Source organism: Bacteroides sp. RCH18, assembly GCF_058231005.1.
The window spans coordinates 108719-123261 of record NZ_JBIPTC010000001.1; the positions used below are offsets into that span (position 1 = coordinate 108719).

11 protein-coding genes are annotated in these 14543 nt (G+C 42.7%); 5 read left to right on the plus strand and 6 right to left on the minus strand.

The window, feature by feature from the left end:
* Positions 1 to 84: 84 nt before the first annotated feature.
* Together dnaJ and ACHLI0_RS00380 are read right to left on the minus strand one after the other, a co-directional pair.
* Entirely contained in the window at positions 85 to 1275 is a 1191-nt protein-coding gene (dnaJ, locus tag ACHLI0_RS00375) for a molecular chaperone DnaJ (protein ID WP_048696131.1), read from the minus strand.
* Positions 1276 to 1302: 27 nt separating this feature from the next.
* Positions 1303 to 1884, minus strand: a complete 582-nt coding sequence (locus ACHLI0_RS00380; RefSeq protein ID WP_368118798.1) for a nucleotide exchange factor GrpE — start codon at positions 1882 to 1884, stop codon at positions 1303 to 1305.
* Positions 1885 to 2087: 203 nt separating this feature from the next.
* Here ACHLI0_RS00380 and ACHLI0_RS00385 point away from each other — a divergent pair, with 203 nt between their 5' ends.
* Positions 2088 to 3707, plus strand: coding sequence for an ABC-F family ATP-binding cassette domain-containing protein (locus ACHLI0_RS00385; RefSeq protein WP_008763401.1), 1620 nt, complete (start codon positions 2088 to 2090; stop codon positions 3705 to 3707).
* A 179-nt stretch (positions 3708 to 3886) separates the two neighbouring features.
* On the opposite strand, the gene ACHLI0_RS00390 is transcribed toward ACHLI0_RS00385, so the two are convergent.
* The 4 genes from ACHLI0_RS00390 to ACHLI0_RS00405 form a co-directional block, all read right to left on the minus strand.
* Complete coding sequence (locus ACHLI0_RS00390; protein WP_490748195.1) at positions 3887 to 5197, minus strand: S41 family peptidase; 1311 nt, start codon at positions 5195 to 5197, stop codon at positions 3887 to 3889.
* A 299-nt stretch (positions 5198 to 5496) separates the two neighbouring features.
* The gene (locus ACHLI0_RS00395) at positions 5497 to 7689 is read right to left on the minus strand and encodes a BT4734/BF3469 family protein (RefSeq protein WP_490748196.1); all 2193 of its coding nucleotides are present in this window, start codon (positions 7687 to 7689) and stop codon (positions 5497 to 5499) included.
* 122 nt (positions 7690 to 7811) lie between these two features.
* The gene (locus ACHLI0_RS00400; protein WP_490748197.1) at positions 7812 to 8048 is read right to left on the minus strand and encodes a hypothetical protein; all 237 of its coding nucleotides are present in this window, start codon (positions 8046 to 8048) and stop codon (positions 7812 to 7814) included.
* A gap of 379 nt (positions 8049 to 8427) precedes the next feature.
* On the minus strand, positions 8428 to 8661 hold the full coding sequence (locus ACHLI0_RS00405) for a DUF4248 domain-containing protein (RefSeq protein ID WP_371737219.1): 234 nt from the start codon (positions 8659 to 8661) through the stop codon (positions 8428 to 8430).
* Between the two features lie 342 nt (positions 8662 to 9003).
* Between ACHLI0_RS00405 and ACHLI0_RS00410 the strand changes: the two genes are divergently transcribed.
* The 4 genes from ACHLI0_RS00410 to ACHLI0_RS00425 all read left to right on the plus strand — a co-directional run bounded on the left by ACHLI0_RS00410 (position 9004) and on the right by ACHLI0_RS00425 (position 14541).
* Positions 9004 to 9525, plus strand: coding sequence for an HU family DNA-binding protein (locus ACHLI0_RS00410; RefSeq protein ID WP_016267799.1), 522 nt, complete (start codon positions 9004 to 9006; stop codon positions 9523 to 9525).
* A gap of 57 nt (positions 9526 to 9582) precedes the next feature.
* Positions 9583 to 10032, plus strand: coding sequence for an N-acetylmuramoyl-L-alanine amidase (locus ACHLI0_RS00415; RefSeq protein WP_054959356.1), 450 nt, complete (start codon positions 9583 to 9585; stop codon positions 10030 to 10032).
* Positions 10033 to 10101: 69 nt separating this feature from the next.
* Positions 10102 to 10203 (plus strand): smalltalk protein, encoded by a 102-nt coding sequence (locus ACHLI0_RS00420; RefSeq protein WP_010537749.1) that lies wholly within the window; start codon positions 10102 to 10104, stop codon positions 10201 to 10203.
* Between the two features lie 69 nt (positions 10204 to 10272).
* The gene (locus ACHLI0_RS00425) at positions 10273 to 14541 is read left to right on the plus strand and encodes a DUF5977 domain-containing protein (protein WP_490748198.1); all 4269 of its coding nucleotides are present in this window, start codon (positions 10273 to 10275) and stop codon (positions 14539 to 14541) included.
* The last annotated feature ends 2 nt before the right edge of the window (positions 14542 to 14543 follow it).

A 14543-nucleotide genomic window follows, 5' to 3' on the forward strand; every position in this document is an offset into this window, starting at 1 on the left:
CGGCATTCATAACGAACACCGAAGCCTTTATTATATCTCTGTGTGAATGACTATGATCTTAAAAACAGACCCAGCCAAAGAAAGCTAGTCAAAGAAGCTCTTGAACTTCTTGAAGATCTTCTCCTTCACCGACGTACTCGGCTTGAAGTTGTCCGAAGCCTCCATCTTTTCCAGCGTACTCTTTTCCTCCTTGTTCAATGCTTCCGGCACATAAATGCTGATATTGACCAGCAAATCTCCCGTACCATAACCATTGACATTCGGCAGACCTTTACCGCGCAGACGCAGCACTTTACCCGGTTGAGTACCCGAGTCGATCTTCACTTTCACTTTGCCGTCGATTGTCGGAATCTCCACAGCGCCACCCAGTGCGGCAGTCGGGAAACTCAGCAGCAAGTTATAGATCAGATCATTCTCGTCGCGGATCAAGTCCGGATGCGGTTCTTCCTCAACGAGAATCAGCAAGTCGCCCGGCACACCATTATGCTTTCCGGCATTACCCTTGCCGCCCATCGAGAGCTGCATACCTTCTGCCACTCCGGCAGGAATCTTCACCGTCACTACCTCTTCGCCATATACGATACCGTCTCCGCCACACTCTTTACACTTGTTCTTGATGATCTTACCTTCACCGTTACAAGTAGGACAAGTGGCGCGGGTCTGCATCGTACCCAGAATCGTCTGCTGGTTACGGATCACCGAACCGCTACCCTTACAGGTCGGACAAGTCTCCGAACCGCCGTCGCCTTCGGCCCCCGTGCCATGACAGTGATTACACGGCACATATTTTTTCAGTTTGAATTTTTTTTCTACTCCTGTCGAGATTTCTTTCAAAGTCATCTTTACCTTGACACGTAGATCGCTGCCCCGATAACGACGTTGCTGTGAACCACCGCCACCGCCACCGAAACCGCCGAAACCTCCGAAGCCGCCGCTGAAACCACCGCCACGACCTCCGAAGATGTCACCGAACATGGAGAAGATATCATCCATAGACATTCCTTCGCCACCGAAACCACCGAACGGACCTCCGTTGCCTGCCGCACCGCTTACTCCCGCATGACCGAACTGGTCATAACGCGAACGCTTGTCCGGATTGCTCAACACGTCATACGCTTCGGCAGCCTCCTTGAATTTCTCTTCCGCTTCCTTGTCACCCGGATTTTTGTCGGGGTGATATTGGATCGCTTTTTTGCGGTAGGCTTTTTTAATCTCTTCTACTGTGGCGGTTTTTGTCACCTCCAGCACTTCATAATAGTCTCTTTTTTCTGCCATGCTTCTTAACTAAACTAACTTTTGTATTTACTCCCCAACTACCACTTTCGCGTGACGAATCACCTTGTCATTCAGCGTGTAACCCGTCTGTACGCAGTCCAGAATCTTACCTTTCTGCTCTTCCGACGGGGCAGGGATGACGGCAATGGCTTCGTGATAATCGGTATCCAGCGGCTGGTCTTTCGTTTCGATGACCTTCACGCCGTTCTGTGCAAGAGTAGCCATGAACTTATTATAAATCAATTCGACACCTTCCTTCACGGCTTTTACGTCTTTGGCAGTTTCCATCGTTTTGATGGCACGCTCAAAGTCATCGATCACCGGCAGAATGCTGCTGATGCTCTTTTCGCCACCATTCAGAATCAGTTCCGCCTTCTCCTTCATGGTACGTTTGCGGTAATTGTCAAACTCGGCGGACAGGCGCAGATATTTGTCCTTTTGCTCCTCGATGACAGCCTGAGCATCTTCCAGCTCCTTTTCGAGCTGCTCCTCATGAGTCAGGGGAGCGGTCTCTTCTGCCTGATCGTTTTGCGGTTGTTCTTCCGCCGTATCCTTTGTTTCTTCCACATTCAGCTCTTCAGCCATCTTTTCTTTTTCTTTTGGATCCATATCTTATTTTTATTTTTTATTCATAATATCAATTTCCCAAGCAAAAACTTTGCCAATCTGACCGTTTTGCCAAAAAACGTGGCAAAGGTAATACATTTATGCCAGATTGACACATTCCGGATAGCTCATAATTCATTTTAAATGTCTACCTTTGCACGCTCAAATAATAATATAGTAACTGGTAAAATAGTAAATAATAGAAAATGATTACAGTTTCAAACGTTTCGGTGCAGTTTGGTAAAAGAGTCTTGTTTAATGACGTGAACCTGAAATTTACAAGTGGCAACTGCTATGGTATTATCGGCGCGAACGGTGCGGGAAAATCCACCTTCCTCCGTACAATCTACGGAGATCTGGACCCGACGACCGGTACGATTGCCCTGGGACCGGGCGAACGCCTGTCGGTGTTGAGCCAGGACCACTTTAAATGGGATGCTTATACGGTAATGGACACCGTAATGATGGGCCACACCGTGTTGTGGGACATTATGAAGCAGCGTGAAGTATTGTACGCCAAGGAAGACTTCACGGACGAAGACGGACTGAAAGTATCCGAACTGGAAGAGAAATTTGCCGAGCTGGACGGATGGAATGCGGAGAGTGACGCAGCCATGCTGTTGAGCGGTCTGGGCATCAAGGAAGACAAGCATTATACATTGATGGGTGAGCTGAGCGGTAAGGAAAAGGTGCGTGTGATGCTTGCGCAAGCATTGTACGGCAACCCCGACAACCTCCTTCTGGACGAACCTACCAATGACCTCGATATGGAGACAGTGACCTGGCTGGAAGAATACCTTTCCAACTTTGAGCACACCGTGCTGGTGGTAAGCCACGACCGTCACTTCCTCGACTCCGTATGTACGCACACTGTAGACATCGACTACGGAAAGATCAATATGTTTGCCGGAAACTACAGTTTCTGGTACGAATCTAGTCAGCTGGCGCTCCGTCAGCAGCAGAACCAGAAGGCGAAGGCTGAGGAGAAGAAGAAAGAGCTGGAAGAATTTATCCGCCGTTTCAGTGCCAACGTAGCGAAGAGCAAGCAGACCACAAGCCGCAAGAAGATGCTGGAAAAACTGAATGTAGAAGAAATCAAACCTTCTTCACGCAAGTATCCGGGCATCATCTTCACTCCCGAACGCGAGCCGGGCAACCAGATCCTCGAAGTTTCCGGACTGAGCAAGAAGACGGAAGAAGGCGTAGTGCTGTTCAGTGACGTGAACTTCAACATCGAAAAAGGCGACAAAGTGGTATTCCTTTCACGCAACCCGCGTGCGATGACCGCTTTCTTCGAAATCATCAACGGAAACATGAAGCCGGATGCCGGACAGTTCAACTGGGGAGTAACCATCACAACGGCTTACCTACCTCTGGACAATACGGACTTCTTCAACACTGACCTTAACCTGGTGGACTGGCTGAGTCAGTTCGGCGAAGGTAACGAAGTGTACATGAAGGGCTTCCTCGGACGTATGCTGTTCTCCGGCGAAGAGGTACTGAAGAAAGTCAGCGTACTTTCCGGAGGTGAAAAGATGCGTTGTATGATTGCACGTATGCAGCTCCGCAATGCGAACTGTCTGATTCTGGATACTCCGACCAATCACTTGGACCTGGAATCTATTCAGGCTTTCAACAACAACCTGAAGACATACAAAGGAAATATCCTCTTCTCTTCGCATGACCACGAATTTATTCAGACGGTTGCCAACCGCATTATCGAACTGACTCCGAACGGTATCATCGACAAGATGATGGAATATGACGAATATATCACTTCGGATCATATCAAGGAGTTGAGGGCGAAGATGTACGGTGATAAATAATTATACGGTGAATGATATTTTACGATAATCAATAATTAAGGAAACTACCTTTTATTGTGTAAAATAAGATACTTTAAGCCCGAGAATGATTCAGCTTCATTCCCGGGCTTAGTTCTTACTTACGTTATATTTTTTGATGAGTGTAAACGATCAAAAACAATGGAAATAGTTGTAGTCACTTAATTTTTCTGTTGTTCTATCTTTTTACAGTGCTCTATAATGTTAATCAGCTCTTGTTCTGTGAACTCTTTAGTATGATTTACGTCCCAATATACATCAGGATGCAAAGTCTCTTCCTTGAAGTAATCAGAGAAGTCAAACAAGGATGTGGCTACAGAAAAATTAATCTTAGAATTGGGCATTGTGTAGCCGAAATTGCGAGTGAAAGCAACGGTTGGCTCTCCTGAATGCTGTCCGACCAATGTACCCAATTTGTTTTCAGCGACAATTCTGCAAAAGTAATCTCCTGCCGATGCAGTGTTAATGCCTTGAAGAACAAATAACTTCCTTTCTTTTGGAACATTTTCGTCAGTAATATTAGGTTGTAGTATTCTTTTGTTGCGATTATACTTCTTGTTAACTTGATCAATGCGCTTAGTCTCATTCAAACGGAAAGTGATTGTGTCATGTCTTATAATATCCAACGCTTTAAGAGCCGAATATAAAGCATCAAATGATCCTCCTGCGTTCATTGATAGATCATAGAATATGTTTTGTATATTCATATTGTTGACTCCTTTGAAAAAGACCTTGAGTGCACTTTCTAGTGCTTCTTTACCTCCATCTTGAAAGCCATCTATCCTAAAAATCGCAATTGAATTAAATGGATATATTTTGAATAAGCTAATTTCTCCTCCCCGAATTCCCACAGCGGATTCTTGATTAAATTTATAGAGTGAATAACCGTCAAGTACCTGATCACTAGAGGAACTATCTAGTCTCACTTTAAATGGAGCTTCAATGTTATACTTATTTATAAGGAAGCTGCTGAAGTACGCTTCCATCCAATGTCTGTTTATCTCATAAGGTAGTTTCCAATTAAAATATTTTTTAAATTCATGAAGGATTGTATCTGCTTTTATACCATTTATTTCATTGATTTCAGCATTGTTCTCTTTAAGATAGACTTTATCATTTTTGATTCTGACAACAGGGAAGATTTTCTTGTCGATATCAATTTGTTTTCTCCAAAAAGTTTGTAGATAAATATAGATTTTGGAATGTGCGTCAATATATGAGTTTATCTCACCGATAATCCATGCAAATTGTTCATGAGTTAGGGGCTTGTTCAACTGAGCATAAATATCATTCTTTTTATCTTCAAATTCCTTTAACGAATAGTAATAATAAGGATTTGGATGATTGGTATAAAGTGTTTTGAAATAGTAATCCGCATCTTCTTTTAGTTGTTCAGGAGTTAGCAACTGATCCTCCTGTGCATGGATATGGGGTAAGCACAATAGTAAAATGAGAATTAGGATACTTTTCATATTTTCGTTATGTTTGATTTATATGTGTGTCTTGAAATTGCTGACAATGTAAATAAAAAAAATGATATGACCAATTTCTTTTGATGGAATTATTGGGTTTATTGCTATGTGTTTTTTTCTATATGTTTAAATAGTATGCTCATTCTCTTACTGTCAAGGAAAGGGAAATGCTTGTTAACTGTCGTAACATTGCTTCTCCCTTTCCTTTTCATTGCTTGTTAGCACCCGAAACATCCTATCCTACATTCACGGTCGAGTGTGCTTACTGTTTATTGTTTATCACTCCGAAATTCTCCGTTTTACAACTCAAACTTCCCCTGTTTCGGCAACTGCGGCAATGTCGAATTAGCCTTGCGCTCTTCCCGCGAATACTCTACTACCATATATTCCGTAACGCCGTCCGAGGTGACCCGTTTATGGAAATTATTCTTTTCGAGCACGGTGACCAATATCTTTTGTGCCTGTTGGTTGGACTGGGTGCGTCCGTTCATGCTCAGTATTGAAAGGATATAAGAAGCGGGATACCATTGCGCGTTTATTTCTCCTCCTTTAGCCGCACGGAAATAGAAAAACAGATTTTCCTCCACCGGGTCCTTCAGGCGGAAATTCTCGTTGCGATCGTTCAAGAAAGTGATCTCTTCCTTCTCATACCAGTATTGAAATCCTTGTTGATAAAGCGCCAAGGCTTGTGAGTATACTCCTTCGTAATTTATAGGGTTACGATAGTCAACTTTTAGGATAGTGTTAAACAGAATGCGTCTGTTTTCTTTGATGTCCTGCAGGCAGTGCGGATTGTTGGTGCTGGCTATGAACGAGGCACGGCGGACGTAGTTGTACGTTTGTATGTCGTAAACTTTCCGCTCTGTTACCTCATCTTGTGTGATCAATCTTTTCAGGTCCTGCATGTGCCAGGGTGAGATGCTGTCAAACTCATCCAAGTCGATGATGAGACAGGAAGAAAGCTGTAGCAGATGGTCTGTTTTGTCGGGTTTGATCATGCCGTGACGGTAATACCCCTTTAGTTCCGGAGGAAGAAGACGTCGGATAAAAACGCTCTTACCTTTCCCTTGTTCGCCATAAAGTAACATCAACTGATGGTTTTGCGCATCGTCGTTGATGGCGCAAGCCACCATTCCTACCAGCCAGTGGCGGAGACTGTCCTCAAAAAAGGACTGGTCTGCTGCTTTGACCGTTTTTGCGAGTTGGGTGATGTAGTCGGTTTTTCCATTCCACGGCGGGAGGGAATAGAAATAGTGGATGAAGGGGTTGAACGGTTTCGCGTAATCCGAATCGACCAATGCTTTGAGGTAATTTTGCGAACAGCTTACTCCCTTCATTTGCGCATTGATGTAGAATGTGTTGATGTCTTTGGTGCGTAGGGTGATGAAGTCGGAGGGGGCGGAGTCGGCAGCCGATGCCGGTCTCGGGCGAAACTCGATTTGTTCTTTCACTATGTTTCTGCGGAACTCGTAATATTCGTTCATGAATCTGATGACTTTGAAGATCTTCGGTTCCTGGGACTCCTCTTCTGCCTGATCCGTCTTCGAGGTGTATTGGTAGGCATTGCGCAGGGGCGCTTCGAAGTCGAAGTCGGGAAGGTTGCCGAAATAGCTGTGTGTCAGGCTGACGGCTTCCGCTTCCATGATGTGGCGGCGGTAGCACTGGTTGCCGAGGCAGTAGAAGAAGTTGTCGCGGTTGCCGGTTTCGAGGCGCTCTTTCCGCTTGGTGTATTCCACTGCTTTGCGGAAGTCGAGCTGTACTTGCAGGTCGAGGGGGGCCGTATTCTCCTGTGTGGGGAGGAGCGGAGGGAGTGAAAGAGGTTTCTTGCGTTTCTTCTTTTTGCATTCTTCTTCGGTCGGCAGTGTCACGGTTATGGTCAGCGGTTTCACATTCTCCAGTCGTTCGAGGGAGAGAAAGGCATCCGGATCGTGCGAAACGAAGACTCCGCGACTCAGGTCGCTTCCGCTTGTATCGACCTTCGTGTTGAGCAGTTTCTGGTACTTGTCGGCTGCCAGGGTGAACATGCGGTGGTGATATCGCTCTAAGGTGGGAAGGTCGATGGTTCCCAGTGCGTTCAGTTCGGCGCGTAGTGCTTCCGGCTCTTCGCCGGTGAGGTAGACGAAGATTTTGAGTCCGTGCTCGCGGGGGCTGATGAAATTTCCCAGCGTATCGGGGCAGTCGTTCGCCAACTGGCGGTATTCCGGGATCTTTTCTACCTCCATATCATCAAAGTCGAGGGTGATGATATCCTGATATGCCTTGAGACTGTAAGCGAGTCTTTCCTTGGTGTAGGTGGCTGTGGCGGTGTGGTAAGGCAGTTGCTTCTTCATCCGGTCTGCTTTTCCGGTGTCCCCCGATTTTAGTGTTTCCCGGATTCTCCGGACTCTGTCCCGGTAAATATCTCCCCGAATATATTCGAATAACTCCAGGATACTTATACTTCCTGACACGAGCGATAATCCCCTGTATGTGGTTATTGCAATCTTTTCCATTTTTCTTGATGATTTTTAATTGTTTCCGTTATTAATATTTTGCAAAGGAATAGCTTTTGGATGTAATAAAAAAACTGTTTTTAGGAGCCTAAAAACAGTTTTTTAACGTAATCTGTGAAGTGTTAATCGTTGGACAGGAGTCTTTTCATCTTTTGTATCTCATAATCAATCTCTTCTATACTCAAAGACTCATTAGGGTGGTCGTGCTTCCAGAAGTTTACTGTCAGAAACAGCAACTGTGCAAAGAATTTAGGCCCTTTAATGTTAAAAGGAGAGGAGGGATCGTAACAGAGGTGGACGATGGGGCTAAGAAACCTCTTTCTGTCAGAAGGCTTTACCTCTATCCGATTGATGTACATGCTGTTGACATTGTCCAGCAGTTGAGTGATAAACGGCGAGATGGCGGGGAATTCTCCCTTTTCGAGTGTTATAGCCTGCTTGTTTTGATAGACAAAGCCTTCGGAGAAAATGTCTTTTTACTCATAAAATTAATGGTTGATGTTGGTTGTTAAAAAATGTTGTGTTTAAAAATGACGCAAAGGTACAACTTATTTTTTGTGTCTTCCTAATCTCTGTTGTTTATTCTCTATATATAATATATTTGATAAAAAAAGCGTGTCACCGAGGGTAAGGTCCTTACCCTCGGTGACACGCTTTTTTCCGTATAAAATAGAATATTCTATCGCGCCTGCGCGTATATAATAATGTAGAAATCTCCGGAAAGGGAGAAGGCGGTGCCTATGGAGCTTCCAGATACCTCACTATAATAGCCACTTGTCTTTTGCTGTATGCCTGTTCGTTTTTCCCTTCCGTGCCTGCATACAGTTCGCGGTAGAGGTCGGGGTTCCGGTGAATCCATTTTCGCATCTTTCTCAATGCGGCTTCGGGGTCTAAGTGGGGTGCGTACAGTTGTGCCAGTTCTGTCTTCAGGTATACCCGGATTTGAAATTCTTCTTGTGCAGTTTCCATCATTGGTATTCTTTATATCGGCTATCCGCCTGATTGATTATACGGTAAAGATATGTATTTATTCTGACAAATCAAAGTCGTTTGGCAGAATAATGTTCCTTTGATGGAAAGATAATGATACGGGTATGGATAAGTAGGTAACAGTAGCATTCATTTCGTCAAACTACGTCTCGATACTTACTTGTAGAGACCGGTATGTACATATACGTACCCCCGTGGATAGCCTGTTCACTACCTTTGTCGTGTTCCTGAGAGGAGAGTCCGGAAGACGTCACCGCAACCTTCATCCGGGGAACGAAGAGAAAATAACAAGAAATTCATTCATTAAAAAGAGAAGAAGAAACAATGTCTGTAACATTTAAAAAGATTTTACGAAAGTCTCCATTTGACAAAGAGGGTACAGGCAAGTATTATCCGCAGCTGATCACCTGGGGAAAACCTGCCACACTGAATACCATTGCCAAGCAGATGAAGGAGAAGAGTTCGCTCACCCTGGGCGACATCAAGAGTGTACTGACCAACTTCGTGGAAGTGACACGAAGCGAGTTGTACAACGGTCATGCCGTGAATATTGAGAATTTCGGGGTATTCAGCCTGTCTGCCACCACGGTGGGTACTGATACGAAGAAGGCTTGTCTGCCGGAGAACATCCGCTGGGTTCGCATCAATTTCCGTGCATCCGCCAGTGTACGTCCCAATCTTGCCGCCACCCGTGCGGAAGACCGTCTGGATTTTGTAGACTTGGAACAGCAACTGAAGGCGCTGAACGGTGGTGAAGGCGGTTCCGGCGACGGTGGCGAAGTTCCTGATCCGAATCCGGGCGGTGGAGACGGAGGCGATGAGGAAGCTCCGGACCCGACTGTGTAAGAAGTAGAGAGTTGGTAATCAATGTACAAGGGTTTGATAGTTAGAATTAATGACTTTATGAGGAAGATTCATTTAATCGTGATTCATTGTTCCGCTACGCGGGCAGACAAGGAGTTGACGGCTTTTGATCTGGATACGATGCATCGCCGACGGGGTTTCAACGGGACAGGTTATCATTATTATATCCGCAAGGATGGAACAACGCTTATTACCCGTCCGGTGGAACGGATCGGGGCACATGCGAAAGGTTTTAATGCGGAGAGTATCGGAATTTGCTACGAAGGCGGTCTGGACTGCCGGGGACGCCCGGCGGACACACGGACACCGGAACAGCGGGCAGCGCTCCGGCTGCTGGTGCATCAGTTGCAAGAGAGATTTCCCGGTTGCCGGGTGTGCGGTCATCGCGACTTGTCGCCGGATCGCAACGGGAACGGGGAGATTGAGCCGGAGGAGTGGATCAAGGCGTGCCCGTGCTTTGAGGTAAAGGAGGAAAGTTATGCCTTGTAATCATTCATTCGGTAATGATTCACTTAGTAATCAATCATGTAAAGAGTCGGAAAGGAGGTGTGTAAAGTTATGGCAGTCAAGAGATCCCTTTGGGATACCATTTTGAAAGTAGTCATCGCAGTGGCTTCGGCAGTGCTGGGAGCGTTGGGCGGTAATGCGATGAATCTGTAAGACAGAGAAATGAAGAGGCAGAGGTGAATAGCTTCTGCCTCATTTTTTATAACTATAAAAAACGAAAACATGAATAATGTATTTTTTAAATATAAAAGGTGTTTATTGCTAGTCATCTTAGTCGCTTGTTATGGCGACATCTTTGCGCAGTCGATACTCAGCTATGATTCCAGTTCACCGGAAGTCGGCTCACTATTAAGAGTACAGGATGCCTCTGTTAATATGTATACAGGGCGTCCGGATATATCTATTCCCTTATATTCTATAGCTCTCAAAGATTTTACTTATGACATAGAGTTACTTTACAATGCGGAAGGAAATAAGCCGGATATGCCCGTAGGCAATGTTGGGTTAGGATGGTCTGTCACGAATGGGCAGATATATAGGATTGCAAATGGATATCCGGACGAGATTTATACTTTTTCTCAATATATGGACAGAACCGGGATGCAGGACTGGGATCAAGAATCGAATCTGTATAAGTATTATGACCAGTCAGGTTCAAATGAAGACTTACTTAAAGAACCGGACTTGGATGAGTTTATTATCAATATCGGCAAGATTAATGCTTCATTTTACATGTATAAAGATAGAGAAGGGAAGATTATAACGAAAATTTCTTCTCAGAATAGCCCCTATTTTGAAGTGAAAAGTGTAGAAATTGGAACATTTCCGGAAGTTCCTTTTGCGGAAGCGGATATTTATAATCCTTATTTGAATCGGACTTTTTATCCTAAAGTTTCAATTGAACCCAGACCCGTATTAATTAAGGAAATTACCATCGTTGATGCGAATGGAGTCATTTATGTGTTTGGAGGTGATATAAGTTCTGTTGATCTTTCATGTCAACATAATGAAGATCCCAATTATTCTGATGATTTTGACCAATATGGGAGAAGAAAGATTAAAGGAACAGACTCATGGGGATTTCCAATATATTCAGATAAAAATTGGGAGGATTTTCATTCTACTTTGTTTGGGACTCCTTCTACATGGCATATCAAACAAATCATATTGCCGAATGGAGAATACATGAAATTTGATTATTTAAAAAGTAGTGTGAATATTATAGAAAGACTTGATTTGCATAGTAGTACATCATCAAACTATTTTTTTCAGAAAGTCAATTCTTCTACTGTTCCCACAGCAATGATTCCTGATGACGTGAATCCCCAATATTATTTATTGGAAGATAAGACATACGATATTGTCTATCCTTCATTACTCAATAGTATTCATGCTAGCAATGGAGATTTTGTAAATTTCACTTCATCAAAAAGGAATGATATGGTAACGTATGGGTACTATGGAGAGTGGGAACTATTTTTAAAGGATAATTATGGGGGAACTATCGGAGTCATTGTAGATGATAAATGTTACTCGTTTAAGTTGGATGAGATGAAAACTAAAAGAAGTACGGTGAATTTCTTTTATACGGATCAATCAGATCGGAGACTTAAACTGGATTCATTAAAAATCAACTGTGATGAGATATACAAATTCCAATACAATCCGCTTCTTCTTCCAGCCTATGGACAGACACTTACGGATAACTGGGGATATTATAATGGAAAACAATATTATCCTAAAAGCAATATTTTGAATTTTGAAGGACTCTACGATGTCAGACAGCCAGACTCTACTTATGTTAAAGCAGAGATTCTTGAGAAGATAATACATCCTACCGGAGGAGAAACTTGTTTTCAATATGAACTGCATTCTTATTCTAAAGTAGCAACACAATACCCTTTTGAAATGAAAGCGGAAAATGGATTTGCAGGTGGAGTACGAATAAAAAAAATAACCTATTTTGATAAGGAAAGCCCGCTTATGAACAAAACGAAGGAGTATCTATATTTGAATGATGATGGAACTTCCAGTGGAATTTTGTCCGTTGTCCCCCAGTATGTTGCCAGTGGAGAAGGTAGAATTGATTACGATCGTAATAATATGAATATGCATGGGACTTATTCATATATTGTGAGATCTGATACCCACATAAATTGGATAGATCAATTTCATATGGGATATTCCCAGGTTACAGAACTGCTCTCCGACGGTTCAAAAACCGTTTATTCTTTTATCAATTATGATCAAGTCAAAGACGAACCATCAGCCGGAGACATGGCTTTTGGAATGACCGATGCCTTGTATCATAAATATACGTCTAGGAAACTCGGCAGGGGCTTATTGGAGTCTGTCAAGTATTACGATGCGTTTAATAAGTCGCTAAAGCAAGAACGTTTTGAGTATCATATTGATTTGTCGGATAATCTAAAATCAATAAATCGTTTCGCTGTTATGGGACTACAACCTATACGAGTCAGTGCAAACAAGATATACACCTATTTCCCTTTCCTGCAAAAGAAAGAAACGATTCTCTATACCGATTATGGCAATATAAACGAGACGGAAGAATATGAATACAATAAATATCGCTTGCTGACGGCTACGAAAAAGTATACTAACAATCCGAATGATAACAGCATACTGGAAACAAGATCCAAATATCTTTCTGATTTGATGGAAGAGTATGATAGTAGCAATTCCGGTTCTATCTCCTCTGGTTCTCCATTAAAAATTTATGATACAATGAGAACGCAAGGATTGTTGTCTTATCCTGTAGAAACGGTTGTTAAGCGGAATGGGAAAGTCACTTCGGCAGAAGTGATGACATACAAACAGTCTGATAAGTTCGCTGTTCAGGATAAGCAGTATAAGTTGGAGAGCGATGTGCCGTTAAGTAATTACTCTTCCTTTAAACTGTTGAACTCAACTCAATATTCTATGGACAACCGATGTGCGCTTGAGATGGAATATCTTGATTATGACTCGTATGGTAATCCGACTAATGTAGTGGATAAGACTGGCATAAATACAGCCTATATCTGGGGATACAATGGACAATATCCAGTAGCTAAAGTTGTAAATGCCCGGAATACTTTCAAGTCTGTTCCTCAATATAGAGATGAGAGAACAACTAAGTATGTAAAGCTGAAATACAACTCATTGTCGTCTAATGTAGAATCATATAATTTTTATACATCAAAAGCAGGGGATGTTGAAATAGTCCTTTCCGGAGCATTGGGATTTAACTGGTATGTGTCAGGACATCTTGACAATAAGGCTTTCAATCTGGTCCAGGTGAGAAGCTCTGATCAGATGGGCAGGCCCTGGACTGACTATCAAAATGCCTATACGTACAGTGCTACATTTTATGTCTCGGCCGGTTATCATACATTTAGTATTCTCAGCACTGATGCGTGTAAAGAATCTTCGACAAGTGTATATGATGGGGATATTCATTTCTCCTATTGGACAAGAAAAAGTATTGCCCCCGAAACAAGTGGTGCAGATGATGTATTCTATGAAAACTTTGAAACCACTCATTTACGTCCTGCTTCTTTCGGATATCATAGTAGTAATAGTTGTATCGGTCCTTATACGGTTTCTTTAGCAACTAATCCGGAAAGGGAATATGTGATAGATTATCAGGTTTTTAAGAATGGAAAGTGGGAATATATGAAGCATGATTTTGTTAACGGTCGGGATTCAATAAATGAAGGAGTATATCCTATAGATGATGTCCGTGTATATCCTAAGGATGCTTCGATAACTACATATGGCTATTATCCCCTTGTAGGATTAAGAAGTATGACAAATGAAAGGGGCGTAACGGAGTCTTATAGGTATGATGACTTTAGCAGGCTGGTATCTGTGATGGATAATGATATGAATGTCATTAAAAAATATGATTATTTTTATCAGAATCAATCCGTAGAACCTGAAGTGACTTATTATAATAAGGAAATCAGAGAAACTTTTACCCGGAATACTTGTGACGCATCTTTAGGAGAAAGAGGAGAATCTATTGATTATGTAGTGCCTGCAAAGAAATATAGCTCAACTTTATCACAGGAAGACGCTAATCAGAAAGCCTATATCGATATGCAAAATAATGGGCAACAATATGCTAACGAACATGCGGAATGTAATTCTAACATAATCATATCTGTTTATAATCCATTTGAAAAAGATTATTTCCTGACCTTTGATTGGGGAGTTCAAGGAAGTATTGTTACTGATTATTATGAAATACCACCCAGTCGCAAGATTGCGGATACAGGAGATGTCCTTAACGATTATGAACCGGTTAAAGTTTATATTCCTAGAAGATATTATCGAAACGCTCGTGTTGCACCTCAAGATAATCACTGGGCCAACGAAGTACCTTCTATAAAATCCACTCCTTATGATTTTGATATAAATTATAACATGGGAGATTATATGGGTTATGAGGATACTTATGTTATAGGTGGATATCCGTTTACTTATTAATT

Bases quoted from the DNA above. Each gene is read 5' to 3' on its own strand.
- dnaJ (WP_048696131.1), bottom strand. From the start codon at position 1,275: ATGGCAGAAAAAAGAGACTATTATGAAGTGCTGGAGGTGACAAAAACC.
- ACHLI0_RS00380 (WP_368118798.1), bottom strand. From the start codon at position 1,884: ATGGATCCAAAAGAAAAAGAAAAGATGGCTGAAGAGCTGAATGTGGAA.
- ACHLI0_RS00385 (WP_008763401.1), top strand. From the start codon at position 2,088: ATGATTACAGTTTCAAACGTTTCGGTGCAGTTTGGTAAAAGAGTCTTG.
- ACHLI0_RS00390 (WP_490748195.1), bottom strand. From the start codon at position 5,197: ATGAAAAGTATCCTAATTCTCATTTTACTATTGTGCTTACCCCATATC.
- ACHLI0_RS00395 (WP_490748196.1), bottom strand. From the start codon at position 7,689: ATGGAAAAGATTGCAATAACCACATACAGGGGATTATCGCTCGTGTCA.
- ACHLI0_RS00400 (WP_490748197.1), bottom strand. From the start codon at position 8,048: ATGTACATCAATCGGATAGAGGTAAAGCCTTCTGACAGAAAGAGGTTT.
- ACHLI0_RS00405 (WP_371737219.1), bottom strand. From the start codon at position 8,661: ATGATGGAAACTGCACAAGAAGAATTTCAAATCCGGGTATACCTGAAG.
- ACHLI0_RS00410 (WP_016267799.1), top strand. From the start codon at position 9,004: ATGTCTGTAACATTTAAAAAGATTTTACGAAAGTCTCCATTTGACAAA.
- ACHLI0_RS00415 (WP_054959356.1), top strand. From the start codon at position 9,583: ATGAGGAAGATTCATTTAATCGTGATTCATTGTTCCGCTACGCGGGCA.
- ACHLI0_RS00420 (WP_010537749.1), top strand. From the start codon at position 10,102: ATGGCAGTCAAGAGATCCCTTTGGGATACCATTTTGAAAGTAGTCATC.
- ACHLI0_RS00425 (WP_490748198.1), top strand. From the start codon at position 10,273: ATGAATAATGTATTTTTTAAATATAAAAGGTGTTTATTGCTAGTCATC.